Annotated in this window: 13 protein-coding genes; all 13 read right to left on the bottom strand. The window is 65.2% G+C overall.

Annotated elements, in window-relative coordinates:
• Positions 1–13 precede the first annotated feature (13 nt).
• Positions 14–577: an elongation factor P gene (efp, locus tag Q1V78_RS05335; protein ID WP_070758946.1), complete on the bottom strand. Its 564-nt coding sequence runs from the start codon at positions 575–577 to the stop codon at positions 14–16.
• Between the two features lie 90 nt (positions 578–667).
• Entirely contained in the window at positions 668–1,753 is a 1,086-nt protein-coding gene (locus Q1V78_RS05330) for a Xaa-Pro peptidase family protein (RefSeq protein ID WP_300612413.1), read from the bottom strand.
• Between the two features lie 139 nt (positions 1,754–1,892).
• Positions 1,893–2,324 (bottom strand): type II 3-dehydroquinate dehydratase, encoded by a 432-nt coding sequence (aroQ, locus tag Q1V78_RS05325; protein ID WP_300612496.1) that lies wholly within the window; start codon positions 2,322–2,324, stop codon positions 1,893–1,895.
• Positions 2,325–2,341: 17 nt separating this feature from the next.
• A complete protein-coding gene (gene aroB / locus Q1V78_RS05320) occupies positions 2,342–3,451 on the bottom strand; it encodes a 3-dehydroquinate synthase (protein ID WP_300612411.1) in 1,110 nt (369 codons plus the stop codon).
• An 86-nt stretch (positions 3,452–3,537) separates the two neighbouring features.
• Positions 3,538–4,107 carry a shikimate kinase gene (locus tag Q1V78_RS05315; RefSeq protein WP_262369141.1) on the bottom strand — a complete coding sequence of 190 codons (570 nt, stop codon included), beginning with the start codon at positions 4,105–4,107 and terminating at the stop codon, positions 3,538–3,540.
• 31 nt (positions 4,108–4,138) lie between these two features.
• On the bottom strand, positions 4,139–5,341 hold the full coding sequence (gene aroC, locus Q1V78_RS05310; RefSeq protein ID WP_300612407.1) for a chorismate synthase: 1,203 nt from the start codon (positions 5,339–5,341) through the stop codon (positions 4,139–4,141).
• A gap of 177 nt (positions 5,342–5,518) precedes the next feature.
• The gene (locus Q1V78_RS05305; RefSeq protein WP_300612405.1) at positions 5,519–6,607 is read right to left on the bottom strand and encodes an alkene reductase; all 1,089 of its coding nucleotides are present in this window, start codon (positions 6,605–6,607) and stop codon (positions 5,519–5,521) included.
• A 96-nt stretch (positions 6,608–6,703) separates the two neighbouring features.
• The gene (locus tag Q1V78_RS05300; protein WP_300612403.1) at positions 6,704–7,153 is read right to left on the bottom strand and encodes an A24 family peptidase; all 450 of its coding nucleotides are present in this window, start codon (positions 7,151–7,153) and stop codon (positions 6,704–6,706) included.
• A 129-nt stretch (positions 7,154–7,282) separates the two neighbouring features.
• Positions 7,283–8,245, bottom strand: a complete 963-nt coding sequence (locus Q1V78_RS05295; RefSeq protein WP_300612401.1) for a shikimate dehydrogenase — start codon at positions 8,243–8,245, stop codon at positions 7,283–7,285.
• A 28-nt stretch (positions 8,246–8,273) separates the two neighbouring features.
• Entirely contained in the window at positions 8,274–9,428 is a 1,155-nt protein-coding gene (gene mltG, locus Q1V78_RS05290) for an endolytic transglycosylase MltG (protein WP_300612399.1), read from the bottom strand.
• Positions 9,429–9,575: 147 nt separating this feature from the next.
• Positions 9,576–10,043, bottom strand: a complete 468-nt coding sequence (gene ruvX / locus Q1V78_RS05285) for a Holliday junction resolvase RuvX (RefSeq protein ID WP_300612494.1) — start codon at positions 10,041–10,043, stop codon at positions 9,576–9,578.
• A 47-nt stretch (positions 10,044–10,090) separates the two neighbouring features.
• Positions 10,091–12,757, bottom strand: coding sequence for an alanine--tRNA ligase (gene alaS / locus Q1V78_RS05280; protein ID WP_300612397.1), 2,667 nt, complete (start codon positions 12,755–12,757; stop codon positions 10,091–10,093).
• A gap of 107 nt (positions 12,758–12,864) precedes the next feature.
• Positions 12,865–14,250: a replication-associated recombination protein A gene (locus Q1V78_RS05275; protein ID WP_300612395.1), complete on the bottom strand. Its 1,386-nt coding sequence runs from the start codon at positions 14,248–14,250 to the stop codon at positions 12,865–12,867.
• Positions 14,251–14,253: the final 3 nt, after the last annotated feature.

The raw sequence follows: 14,253 nt of genomic DNA, 5'->3' as shown, positions 1-14,253 counted from the left end.
GGCTCCTGGGGTGTTACTGGGTGACGCGGGACAGGTACTCGCCGGTGCGGGTATCCACCTTGACGACGTTGCCGGTCTCGATGAACAGCGGCACCTGGATCTCGGCACCGGTCTCCAGGGTGGCTGGCTTGGAGCCGCCGGTGGAGCGGTCGCCCTGCAGGCCCGGATCGGTGTGCTCGATCTTCAGGTCAACGTTTGCCGGCAGCTCAGCGAACAGCGCCTGGCCGTCGTGGAAGGAGACGTTGACGCGGGAGTTCTCCAGCAGGAACTTCGCACCGTCACCCATGAGCTCCGGCTGCAGCTCGACCTGGTCGAAGGTCTTGTCGTCCATGAGGACGTAGGCGGAGCCGTCGTTATACAGGTAGGTCATGTCGCGGCGGTCAACGGTGGCCTGCTCGACCTTCACACCTGCGTTGAAGGTCTTGTCCACGGTCTTGCCGGAGACGACGTCCTTGAGCTTCGTGCGCACAAACGCCGGGCCTTTACCTGGCTTGACGTGCTGGAACTCCACGATCTGTTGCAGCTTGCCGTCGATCATCAGAACCATTCCGTTTTTGAAATCTGCAGTGGTTGCCACTAGTTCAGGCTCCTCTATTCTCGTTGAGATTTTTGCGCGCACGTCGACGCCCGAGGTTTCGGGCGAACTCGTTCGACTTATTCTAACACCTTAAACGATGCGCAGATCAGTGCTGGAGGCGTTGCAGCTCTTGGCACCATCGGCAGTGACCACGTAGGTGTTTTCGATGCGCAGGCCGGTTTTACCCGGGATGTAGATCCCCGGCTCCACGGTCAGCGTCATCCCCTCAGCCAGCGTCACTGATCGCTCGACCCGGGAGTTCGCCGACGGCGCTTCGTGGACGTCCAGGCCCACGCCGTGGCCCGTCGAGTGCACGAAGTACTCGCCGTAGCCCGCATCGGTGATGATGTCCCGGCAGGTCTTATCGACGTCGAACAGAGCGGCTCCCGGGGCGACGGTCGCGGCGCCAGCCCGCTGGGAGCGCAGGACGACGTCGTAGAGGGTGGCGGAGAGCTCGTCGGGCTCCCCCACGCAGACGGTACGTGTCTGGTCGGAGGCGTAACCGTCCAGGTAGATGCCGAAGTCGACGGTGACCAGACCCGGCACGATCGGGTCGCGGGAGACACCGGCGTGTGGCTTGGTGGCGTTGACTCCCGAAGCCAGGATGGTATCGAAGCTCAGTGCTTCGGCACCGGCCTTGCGCAGGCGGTACTCCAAGTCCGCTGCGGCCTCGATTTCAGTGCGACCCTCGCGGATGCCGCCCTCGTCGAGGAACTTCTGCCACACCGAGTCCGCGAGCGCCCCGGCTGCCTCGAGGGCGGCGATCTCCGCGCTGTCCTTGACCAAGCGAAGCTCCTCGACGATGCCGGCAGCCACCTCCGGCAGTGGCCCGTCCGCGGCAAGCTTCTTCGCTTCGCCGATGCTCAGGCTGGACTCCACGGCAAAGCCAGTGACCTGAGCCCGCTCCGGGACTTGCTCGAGCAACTTATTGTCGATGAGGATCTCGACGTCATCCGAGTTTCCGGTCTCGATCTCGACCTGTGTGGCGTATCGGCCATCGGTGCCGAGCACGCCCCGGCCGTCCGGCCGCTGCAGGTACACCGCATTGGAGCCGCTGAAACCGGTGAGGTAGCGAACGTTCTTCAGGTCAGTCACCAGCAGCCCCGGCAGGTCGCGCTCCTGTAGGCGTGCGGCAAGCTTGTTGCGACGCTCGGCGTATCGCTGAGTCTGGGTCATTCGCGCTCTCCTTCGATCGTTGTGTACCCCACGCTGGGCTCAATCACTCCTACGCTACTCCCCTGAGCTTTCACACTCGCAGGCGCGGGTTTGTGCGAGGAGCGTCAAGCCCAGGCGGTGCCCACATGCCGGGGTACCCCTAGCCCTTCGCGAGGTAACGCAGGGCCGCCCGGTATCCCTCGATACCGAGGCCTGCGATCACGCCACGTGCGATGGGACTGAGGTAGCTGTGGTGGCGGAAGGGCTCGCGGGCATGGACGTTGGAGATGTGGACCTCCACGAAGCCCTGGCCGTCGGCGACCTCCGCGAGAGCGTCGCGCAGCGCCACAGAAGTGTGCGTCCAGCCACCCGGGTTGATGATCACCGCGTGCCCCTGGTCGGCTGCCGCGTGGATGCGGTCCAGCATCTCCCCTTCGTGGTTGCTCTGGAAGAACTCCACCGCCACACCCAGGCGTGCTGCCTCCTCGGCGATGAGAGCCTCGACGTCGGCCAGCGTCGTCGCCCCGTAGACCTCCGGCTGGCGCTTGCCAAGCCGGTTGAGGTTCGGGCCGTTGAGCACACTTACCGTCAGCTGCTGTTCCTGTGCGGTCACTGCGAAATCGCCTCCCACGCTGCGTCCAGGTGTTCCCTGCTCGGGGACTCGAGCCGGGTCGGCTTAGCCAGGCCCTCGAGGACCACGAAGCGGATCTTGCCCTGCTTATTCTTCTTATCCCGGCCCATGACCTCAATGAGGGTATCGAAATCGGAGTGCTGATAGGTCGTCGCCAACCCGACGCTGCACAGGATGTCCCGGTGCCGGTCCACGAGCTCCTGGTCGATGAAACCGGCGGCCTTGGCCAGCTCGGCTTCGAACATCATGCCCACGCCCACGGCCTGACCGTGACGCCAGCGGTAGTTCTCCTGCTGCTCGACCGCGTGGCAGAAGGTGTGCCCGTAGTTGAGGATCTCCCGGATATAGGATTCCTTGAGGTCCTGGGCCACCACCTCTGCCTTGACCTTGATCGCCCGTGCGATCAGCTCCGGGAGTACATCACCGGCGGGGTTCAGCGCCTCGGCCGGGTCCTCCTCGTAGATCTCGATGATGCGCTCGTCACGGATGAAACCCGCCTTGATGATCTCCGCGGAGCCAGCGATGAGCTCCTCGCGGGGCAGGTCCTTGAGGGTGTCCAGGTCGATGAGGACCGCGGCCGGTTCGTGGAAGGCACCGACGAGGTTCTTACCCCGGGTGGTGTTGATCCCCGTCTTGCCGCCCACTGCGGCGTCGACCATCCCGAGCAAGGAGGTCGGGACGTGTGCCACGCGGATACCGCGCATCCAGGTGGCGGCGATGAACCCGGCGAGGTCGGTGGCAGCGCCACCGCCGACGGAGACGATGCAGTCCTGGCGCGTCAGCCCGGCATCTGCGCAGCGATCCCAGCAACGTTCGGCGGATGCAATGGTCTTGCCATCCTCGGCGTCGGAGATCTCCAACAGCTCGGCGACCTTGCCCTCGGCCTCCAGCAACTTCGCGACGTGGGCTGCGCGCTTAGCCAGGGCCGGCTGGTGGATGATCAGGAAGGTGCTGGCGCCCTCGGTGGCCTCGAGCATCGGCGGGATCATCGTCTCGATGCCGTGGCTGATGAGGACCGGGTACGGCGAAGCGGTGCGCACGTCGATGCGCCGTGGGGTGGGCTGTTGCGCGGGGGTGGGCGTTGTCACGCTGTCACGTTCTTTCTTTATTGCTGTGGTGGTTTGGTGGTCGGCCGTGGTGGCAGTGCCGCGGGTGAACGGCCCAGTGAGGTCGCCTAGAGCTGTTCCGCGTCTTCGAGGTACTGCAGGATGGCGGTCACTGTCCGCTGCGGGTCGTGGTTGCCGGAGCGGATGCGGAAGCTCGCGACCTCTTCATAGAGCTCGTGGCGCTCGTCGTAGAGTCGCTGATAGACCTCTTCGGGGTTGGGGACGTCCAGCAGCGGGCGGGTTTTGTTCCCGGAGGTACGGCGCACGCCCTCAGCGACGTCGACATAGAGGTAGACGACTTGGTGGTTCATGAGGGCCTCGCGGGTCTTCGCGCTCTTCACAGCTCCCCCACCAAGGGACACCACCGCACTGGTCTGCAGTGCCTGAGCGACGGCTTCCTCCTCAGCAGCGCGGAATTTCTCCTCGCCGAGCTCCCGCAGCACGTCGCCGCAGGGCTTGTTGAAGCGTTCGGCGATGAGCTCATCGGTATCGATGACGGGCAGGTGGAGGGCATGCCCGATGCGCCGGCCCATCGTGGATTTACCCGCGCCCGGCAACCCAGCGAGCACAACCTTTGGGCGCTGCCCAGGTGCCGTGTGCTGCGCGTTAACCGGTGTGGATTGCCCTGGTCGAGTCATCTTTCGCGAAGCCTCCTTGTCCGCGGGTTGGTTAGAAATCCAGCCGCTCGGCGACCTGCTGCTGATAGGCGGCCACGTTGCGCTTCATCTCGGCGAGGGAATCGCCCCCGAACTTCTCAACGGTGGCCCGAGCGAGGACGAGGGCGACCATCGCCTCGGCGACGACTCCTGCTGCGGGGACGGCGACGACGTCGGAGCGCTGGTGGATGCCGGTCGCGGCCTCTCCGGTGGCCATGTCGACGGTGCGCAGGGCGCGCGGGACCGTGCTGATCGGCTTCATCGCGGCGCGGACGATGACGTCCTCACCGTTGGTCATGCCGCCCTCGATCCCGCCAGCTCGGTTGCTCAGTCGCGTGATCTCTCCGTCCTCGCGCACCATCTCGTCGTGGGCTTCGGAGCCGCGGCGGCGGGCCTCCTCGAAGCCGTCGCCGATCTCGACTCCCTTGATGGCCTGGATTCCCATGACGGCGGAGGCCAGCTGTGCGTCGAGGCGAGCGTCACCGGACGTGTGGGAGCCCAAACCGATCGGCAGGCCCTTGACCACGACCTCCACGATGCCGCCGAGGGTGTCGCCACTCTTCTTCGCAGCCTTGATCTCCTCGACCATCGCGTCCTCCGAGGCCTGATCGAACGCGCGCACCGGGGAGGCGTCGATAGCTTCCAAGTCGGAGAAACTCGGGGTGGGGCCGGCATAGGGCTCGCTACGACCGATCGAGACGACGTGGCTGAAGACCTCCACTCCCAGCACCTCTCGCAGGAGGGCGCGGGCGAAGGTGGCGGCGGCGACGCGGGCAGCGGTCTCGCGGGCGGAGGCGCGCTCCAGGATCGGGCGGGCCTCGTCGTGGTCGTACTTCAGCATGCCGGCGAAGTCCGCGTGGCCCGGGCGCGGGCGGGTGAGTTTCGCCCCGCGACCGGAGGCCATCGCCTTGGCCACCTCCGGGTCCTCCAGATCAACCGGGTCGGCGGACATGATGGTGGTCCACTTCGGCCACTCGGTGTTGCCAATCATGACGGCAACCGGGCTGCCGAGGGTCTTGCCGTGTCGGACGCCAGAGACGAAGGTCAGCTCGTCCGCCTCAAACTTCATCCGGGCGCCCCGACCATAGCCGAGGCGACGGCGGGCGAGCTGTTCCGCGACGTCCTCGCGAGTCACGCTCAGCCCAGCGGGGAGGTTTTCCACCAGCGCAATCAGCGCCCGGCCATGGGATTCACCAGCAGTAGTCCATCGAAGCATGCCGACAAGTCTACTATGTGAGCCATCGAACATTTATAAGGACACCGCGAAGGCCAACAGCGTGCCCAGAACGCGGTGACGCAACGGTTCGCTGGGCCTACTGCTCACTCGCCCAGGCTGATCCAGCGATGAATGCCCTCTACGCGCCTTGGAGCGCATGATCTCAGCGAGCAGTGCCTACGAGCTAACCGTATAGAACGGGTAATCGGTGTAGCCGTGCTCTCCTCCTGTGTAGAACGTGGTCTCATCCGGCGCGGTGAGGGAAAGTTCCTCTTGCCAGCGGCGAACGAGGTCCGGGTTGGAGATGGCCAACCGGCCCACGGCCACGGCATCACCGTGCTGCACCAGATCCTCGGCTTCCGCGCGCTGAGTCACCTGTCCAAACCCCGAATTCAGGATGACACGCGTACGCCCGTTAGAACGGGCTTCGGCACTCAACTCAGTAATGAGCTCACCGGTGGGCTCGGCATGCAGGAAGGAGACGTAGGCCAAACCAAGGTCTGCGACTGCGCGAAGCAACCCGCCGTAGGTGGCACGCACATCCGCAGCGTCGGTTTCCTCAATGCCCTGAATATTGTGCTGCGGGGACAAACGCAACGCCACGCGGTCGGCCCCGATCTCCCCGGCCACAGCGGTGAGAATTTCCTCCACGAGGCGGTAGCGCTTCTCCGGGGTTCCGCCGTAGGCATCCTCTCGGTGATTGGAGCTCGGGGAAAGAAACTGGTGGAGCAGATAACCGTTCGCACCATGAAGCTCCACACCATCCATGCCAGCGTCGATGGCATTGCGGGCAGCCTGACGGAACTCATCGACGATGCGCGGTAGCTCCTCGATCTCGAGGGGGCGGGGCACTGGGCACTCCTTGCGGGATTCAAAATCCCTCACCGCAGTGCCCGATGCCAACGCAGAGGGTGCCACCGGCTCAGCCCCTTCGAGCAGGCTGGCATGGGACAAACGCCCGCCATTCATCACCTGCATGAAAATGCGTCCGTCGGCTTCGTGGACGGAGTCGGCCACACGCCGCCAGCCGAGAATCTGCTCCGGCGTTTCAATACCGGGCTGGCCGGGGAAAGCGCGGCTAGTCACTGCGGGGAATACCCCCTCCGTCACGATAAGCCCCATGGAAGCGCGCTGTGAATAGTACGTCTCATGCAAGGACGTAGGGACGCCGTCGCGTTCAGCCCGTGAGCGGGTCAAAGCTGCCATGGTCACGCGATTTGGCAGGGTTAGTCGTCCCAATTCAAGTGAGTCGAAGAGTGTAGTCATGCACCACACAACACGAGGCTAGTTTCGCTTATTCCTCATCCTGTTGTCACCGGTGGCGGAGCATCCCGCTAGGTCTACGACTAAGCCATTGAACTTTTATAAGGACACCGCGAAGGCCAGCAGCGTACCCAGAACCATGGCCGGTCCCATGGCAACGGCCCGCTGGGGTGGAGTCTTTCTGCCCCGATCCTGGATCAGTATCCCTCCGGTCGTGAGCACGCCGGAAGCGCCGATGGCGAGCAACACCCACCCCAATCCGTGCCAGGCGGCAAGGATGCCGCACAACGCCGCGAGCTTGGCGTCCCCGCCCCCGAAGTACTGGCCAGGAGCTCCGCTCCCTTCGCGGCGGTTCTTTACAGAGCGTTGGTGGAAGAAACTGAACAATAGCCACCACACCACGCCGCCGACAAGTGCTGCAGGCTGCCAGACACACGCCGCGACGACCGCGCACAGGATGTTGGGGAGCACCACGACGTTGGGGATGCGACGGTACCGCCAATCCACGACCGCCAGGTAGGCCACAGCCACTCCAAGCGTGGCAAGCACAGCGCATATCATCGATTGGCTCCCCTTAAGCCTGCTCCCCTGTAGTCTTCTCCCCTACCCCAAGAGCCCCCTGCTTCCCCGCGCAGGAATCTCCTTCCCCCTCCTGCGCTGAGAAGATAAGGCTCCGGCTTAGTCCAACGCCAGGTGCTGGTGCAGTTCGGCCAAGAATAGCCCCTCGGGAGCCTGCTGGCCGGTGAACAGCCGGAACTGCTCCTCCGCCTGGCCAGCGAGCATCTGCAGACCATCGGAGACTGGCAGCCCCTGATGCTTGGCCTGAGCCAACAGCGCGGTGGGATAGGGATCGTAGATAACGTCGATGACAGACTCAGCGCGACAGAACTCATCCACGTACTCCGCAGCGACGTCCTCCGGGACCGTCGAAATCAGCGCTGCAGCCTGGCCACACACATGGCCCAGCTCCGGGGCGTCGAACCGGGTCCAGGAAAACTCCATGCCGAGCGACTCGGTGAGTGCCTGCAGGTTCAGAGCACGCTCCGAACGGGCGACCACGTTAATCTCGGCAAAGCCGGCAGCTGCTGCGGCAGCGACGGCGGGGCGGGCGGTGCCACCGTTACCGACGATGATGGCGGTCTGACCGTCGAAGGGTGCGCCTCGTTCCGGATCGCGCTCGGTGATCTCGGCTGCCGCCGCGTCCAGGCAGGCGGTGAGACCGTCGACGTCGGTGTTATCCGCGAGCCAGCGACCATCCTCCTGCGGCACCATCGTGTTGGCGGAGCCGATGTCCTCGGCCCGCTTCGTCGCCAGTCCCGCCAGCTCGAGTGCTGCGCCTTTCCCCGGCATGGTGACAGACAGGCCGCGGATGTCCGGGTCCTGTGCCTGAACGATCACCCGGATGTCCCGGGCCTCTGGCGCCTCCACGCGGTAGTAATCCAGATCCAGGCCCGTGGCCCGGTAGCCGGCCTTGTGGATTACCGGGGACAGCGAATGCGACACCGGGCTGCCCAGGACCGCACAGCGGGGGCCGCTCAGCGCGACGAATTCCTCGGGGCTGAGGACGCTCGCGCCCGTCGAGTCCGCAGTGGGGCGAGGGTCACCGCCGGTAGACAGCTGGGCATCCTGGTTTTCCGACATCGGCTTCCTCTTCTTCCTGGCTTATTGCTTAGCGGGCCGAGTCCAGCACGCCGTTGGCGCGTGCCTTCTCGATCGCAACCTCGTGGGCATCGAAGTCCCGGTTGAACACGGTCTCACCATCCTTGTTGATGGTGACGAAGTAGAGCCAATCGCCCTCGGCGGGGTGTTCCATCGCCTGCAGCGCCTGAATACCCGGGGAGGCGATCGGGGTCTCCGGCAGCCCCTTCTTCGCGTAGGTGTTCCACGGGGTGCGGCGGGCGCGGTCGCTATCCGTCGTGGCGACCTCCTGCTCGGCGACGTCATAATTCACCGTGGAGTCGAACTCCAGGCGCTGGTCTTCCTTGAGTCGGTTGAGGATCACGCGAGCAACCTTGTCGAAGTCCCCGGCAGGCGCCTCGCGCTCCACCAGGGAGGCGGCCGTGATCATCTCATAAGGGCTCAGACCCACGGCCTCCGCGGCGCTGAGAAGCCCCGTCGCCTCGTATTCCGCCGCAGAGTTGCTGATCAGCTCGCGCATGATCTCCTGCGGGGTCGAGGTCGGGTCGAAAAGGTGCACGCCCGGGGAGATCAGCCCCTCGATGCGGCGCGGATCGTCTCTGCGTTCCGCGACCGCTCCCTTCGCCCACTGCGGCACCTCCAACTCCTCCGGGGCGGAGCTGACCACGGCATCGCGCAGCGCATCGGAGGAAATGCACTCATCCTCGCTCGAGCAGGTCTGAGCGGAGATCAGCGAGTAGATTCCCTCACGCGTCTTCCCGCCCACGACCGTGACGTCCTCCAGCGTCAGGCCAGTCGGAATATCGACGACGCCGCGGCGGTTGGCGTCGTCCGTCAGCGCGTCAAGTGCGGCCGAGGCCGACATCTTCTCCTGGAGCGGGTAGTAGCCGGTCTGCAGGCTCGCCTCGCGGGCCTCGGCCTCCCGCATCAGTGCCCGCCGGGAGCCGACAATCTCTTTCTCCACCAGGGTCGGAGCGATGGAAGACAGGCTATCGCCCTCGCCGACCTTGACCATCACGACCGTTCCGTTGCCCGCACCCTCGTAGTCGCGCTGGCCGACGACGGACCGCTGGTACCAGACGTACCCGGAGATACCCACCAACAAGAGGGTGAGCGCCAAAGCCAGCGCGACGGCCAGTTGACGGCGGCGCCGGTACTTCGGTTGCATACTCCGCTTCAGGGTCATGCAACTATGCCTTTCGGATCTCGGGTGCTACGGAAGGCGCGGCCACGCTCGAGAGCGTGAAGGCAACGCGAAGCATCGCTATAGGACAGCGATGCATCCGATGATCGTGGATCGATCATCGGACATTATTCCATGATCACGATTCGATTACGACATGACCCGCCGACGGGCGTCGAGCCACCCCTGCAGAATGTGCACTGCCGCAGCTTGGTCAATCCGCTTCCGACCCTTCTTGGCGCTCACCCCGGAGGCCTGGAAGGCCTGGGTGGCTGCCATGGTGGACATGCGTTCGTCGACGAGCCGTATCGGCAGGTCGGGCAGCTCTTCGTCCAGGTCCTCGTAGAAGTCGAGGGCTGCCGCGGTGCTCGCGGTGTGGTTGCCGCGCAGCGCTACCGGAAGACCGACGACGACCTCCACGACGAAGTTCTCCGCGATCAGTTCCACGACGCGCGAAACGTCGGAGCCGTCGACGGCGGCGGCGACCGTCTCCAGCGGAGAGGCCAGGATCCCATCCGGGTCGCTCAGGGCAACGCCGATCCGCACACTACCGACGTCGAGAGCCAGCCGCCGTCCCCGCCCCGGATCTGTCTCCGGGTCGGGACGGTCCGGAGTAATCTCCTCGCGGGAAAAATCGGATGCCATCGACGATCGACCTCGCAGAACTAGCTCAGAGTCTCGTTCACGAGGCGCTGAACGGCGGCCAGGCCGGTGTCGATGCCGGAAGCATCGGAACCGGAGCCCTGCGCCAGGGCTGGCTTACCGCCACCACGGCCACCAACCTCGGCGCCGAATGCCTTGACCAGGTCGCCAGCCTTCAGGCCACGCTCGACAGCCTGCGGATTTGCCGCGGCCACGAACGGAACCTTCTCGCCGTCCTGGGCAGTGAAGAGCACGACCGCCGCCTCGGAGTTGAAGCGGGCGATGGCGTCCTGCGCCACCGAGCGCAGGTCCTTCGCACCCAGGCCCTCCCCGAGGTTCTGGGTCAGCACCTTCACGCCGGACACATCCGCGGCGCTGTCCACGATGCTGCCGACCTGGGCTGCCAGCTGTTGGGCACGCAGCTGCTGGACCTGCTTCTCTGCGGCCTTGAGCTTGGCGGTCAGCGCGTCGATGCGCTCCGGGATCTCCTCGCTGGTGGCCTTGAAATTCGCCGCGAGGTTCGCGACCAAGGAACGGTCAGCGGCGAGGTGGCGGAAGGAATCCATTCCGGTGTAGGCCTCGATGCGACGCACGCCGGAGCCCACGGAGGACTCACCGAGCACGCTGATCGGGCCAATCTGGGAGGAGTGGTCCACGTGGATACCGCCGCACAGCTCCATGGAGAATGGTCCGCCGATCTCGACGACACGAACCTGGTTGCCGTAGTTCTCGCCGAACAGAGCCATCGCACCCATCGCCTTGGCCTCCTCCAGGGAGGTCTCGATGGTGTTGACCTGGTAGTCGGTGTCCACCGCGGAGTTCGCGATCTCCTCGATCTGCTGCAGCTGCTTCTCGGTTAGTTGATCCCCGTAGGAGAAGTCGAAGCGCAGGTAGCCGGGCTTGTTCATGGAACCGGCCTGCACGGCTGTCGGCCCCAGCACCTCGCGCAGCGCGGCGTGGATCAGGTGGGTACCGGAGTGCGCCTGGCGGGCCTGGTGGCGCCACTTCTGGTCGACGCGGGCCTCGAGGAGCTCTCCGATGGCGAGCTCTCCCTCGGTAACCTCGATCTGGTGCGCCCAGACCTTCTTGGCGATCTTTTGGACGTCCACGACCTTAGCCAGACCACCCGGGCCGCGGAGGGTGCCACGGTCGGCCATCTGGCCACCCGACTCGGCGTAGAACGGGGTCTGGTCCAGGATGACCTGGGCGTGCTGTCCGGCGGCCGCACGGTCGGCGAGCTGGCCGTCGACGACCAGGCCCAGAACCTTGCCCTCGTCCACCGTGTTTTCGTAGCCGGTGAAGTGGGTCGGGTGGGAATCGATGAACGCGCGGTAGATGCTCAGGTCCGCGTGGACGTGCTTCTTGGCGGCGTTATCCGCCTTGGCGCGGGCCTTCTGTTCGGCCATCAGCTCGTGGAAGCCCTCCTCGTCGACCGTCAGCGAGGCCTCCTCGGCCATCTCGCGGGTTAGATCGATCGGGAAGCCGTGGGTGTCGTGCAGCGAGAAGGCGACATCGCCCGGAACCACGGTGGCGCCGCTGTTGCGGGCCTCCGTAAGGAACTGCTCGAAAAGCTGGGAGCCGGACTCGAGGGTCTTAAGGAAGGCCTTCTCTTCGGTCACGCCCACGGAGCGGATGCGCTCCCAGTTCTCCTCGATCTCCGGGTAGGACGGGGTCATCGCCTCGCGGACGGTGTCCAGGAGCTGCTCGATGACTGGCCCCTGAGCACCCAGCAGTCGGGCGGAGCGAATGATGCGGCGGATCAAGCGACGCAGGATGTAGCCACGCCCCTCGTTGCCTGGGGTCACGCCGTCGAGGATGAGCATCAGCGCGGTACGGCTGTGATCGGCGATGACACGGAAGCGGATATCGCCCTTGTCCTCCGAGCCGTAGCGAGTGCCGGTCAACTTCTCGGCGGTGTCGATCACCGGGCGCAGCAGGTCGGTCTCGTAGACGTTATCCACTCCCTGCAGCAGGAATGCGAGGCGCTCCACGCCCATGCCGGTATCGATGTTCTTCTTCGGCAGGTTGCCTACGATGTCGAAGCTGCCGTCGGGCTTGGTTTCGCCACGCTCGAACTCCATGAACACCAGGTTCCAGATCTCGATGAATCGGCTATCGTCCACCGCCGGGCCACCGTCCGCGCCATAAGCCGGACCGCGGTCGTAGTAGATCTCGGAGCACGGACCACACGGACCGGGCACGCCCATGTGCCAGTAGTTATCCTCCATACCGAGGCGCTGGATGCGCTCGGTAGGGAGACCAACGAGGTCGTGCCACAGCTGCGCAGCCTCGTCGTCGTCCTCGTAGACGGTGACCCAGAGGCGATCCGGGTCCATACCGAGGCCACCGTCGTCGACGGAGTTGGTCAGCAGCGTCCACGCGTTCTTGATCGCGCCTTCCTTGAAGTACTGGCCGAAAGAGAAGTTGCCAGCCATCTGGAAAAAGGTGTTATGGCGGGTGGTGATGCCGACCTCGTCGATGTCGAGGGTGCGCACGCACTTCTGGATGGAGGTGGCGGTGCCGAACGACGGGGTCTCCTGACCCAGGAAGTACGGCTTGAAGGGGACCATGCCCGCGTTGACGAAGAGCAGGTTCGGGTCGTCGAGGATCAACGACGCGCTGGGCACCTCGGTGTGACCGCTTTTCACGAAATGGTCGGTGAAGCGCTGGCGAATCTCATGCGTCTGCACGGTTGTGCTACCTCAATCTGTCTCGGGTTGTCTCGGCGGCCTTGGTGGGGCCAACCGCCTCCTGCGGGTTGCGTGCCGCAGGGAAAGCTAAAACTACAGATGGCATTCTACTTGCCCGGGCGCGACCCACGCACAATACCCCGCAGCGTGTCCAGGCGACTGTGGATCGTACGCTCGTGGCCGTGAGTGGTGGGCCGGTAGTACTCCACTTCGGCCAGGTCATCCGGCAGGTACTGCTGGCGCAACACGCCCCGGGGATCATCGTGCGGGTACTGGTAGCCGGTGGCGTTTCCGAGGGCCTTCGCGCCGCTGTAATGCCCGTCGCGCAGGTGGGCGGGAACGATGGCCCCCTTGCCTGCCCGGATGTCGGCGATGGCCTCGTTGATACCGACGTAGGCGGCGTTGCTCTTCGGGGCGGTAGCCATGTGGACGGTGGCATGGGCCAGCGTGATTCGGGCCTCGGGCATACCGATGAAGCTCACTGCCTGGTGCGCCGCGACGGCGACCTGCAGGGCGGTGGGGTCCGCAGTGCCGATGTCCTCGGAGGCGACGATGACCAAGCGCCTAGATATGAACCGGGGGTCCTCGCCACCCTCAAGCATCCGGGCGAGGTAATGCAGTGCGGCATCCGGGTCGGAACCTCGCATGGACTTGATGAATGCGCTGGTGACGTCATAGTGCTGGTCGCCGTCGCGGTCGTAGCGAGCCACCGCCTTATTCGTGGAGCGGGTGACGTCGGCGACCGTGATCGTGGGAGACTTATCACCGTCCTGCTGTTGTTGCAGGACGTCCTCGGCGACGGCCTCGAGGTAGGTCAGGCTGCGTCGGGCGTCCCCGCCGGAGACCGCGGCGAGCTGGCCCAGAGCGTCGTCTGCGATCTGCACCTGGCCGGCCAAGCCCCGCTCATCGGCGATGGCGCGACGCAGCACGGACTTGATTCCTTCTTCATCCAGCGACTTTAGCTGGACCAGCAGCGAGCGACTAAGCAGCGGCGAGACCACGGAGAAGCTCGGGTTCTCGGTTGTGGCGGCAACCAGCAGCACCGTGCGGTTCTCCACGGCGGCCAGCAGGGCGTCCTGTTGAGTTTTGGAGAACCGGTGCACCTCGTCGATGAAGAGCACGGTGCGCTCTCCGTGGAGCAATCGGCGACGGGCGTCCTCGATGACGGCCCGCACCTCCTTGACCCCCGAATTCAGGGCGGACAGGGCGACAAAGTGGCGTCCGGATGCCGCGGAGATCAGGGAGGCGATGGTGGTTTTGCCCGTGCCGGGCGGACCGAAGAGGATGACGGAGGAGTCGCCACGCCCGTCGATAAGCCGCTGTAGCGGGGTTCCCGGCCCGAGCACGTGGTCCTGCCCCACCACTTCAGCGAGGCTGCGCGGTCGCATGCGGACCGCCAGCGGCGCATGCGCCCCAGGGTGAAAATATGCTTCCGCCTCCGCAGCACCAGCCCCAGACTGGTTGGGTTCGGCCTGGCTGAACAGGTCCTCCACGGC

Origin of the sequence: Corynebacterium sp. (assembly GCF_030152825.1) — a bacterium.
Lineage (GTDB): Bacteria > Actinomycetota > Actinomycetes > Mycobacteriales > Mycobacteriaceae > Corynebacterium.
This window is presented reverse-complemented; position numbering and strand designations above follow the sequence as displayed.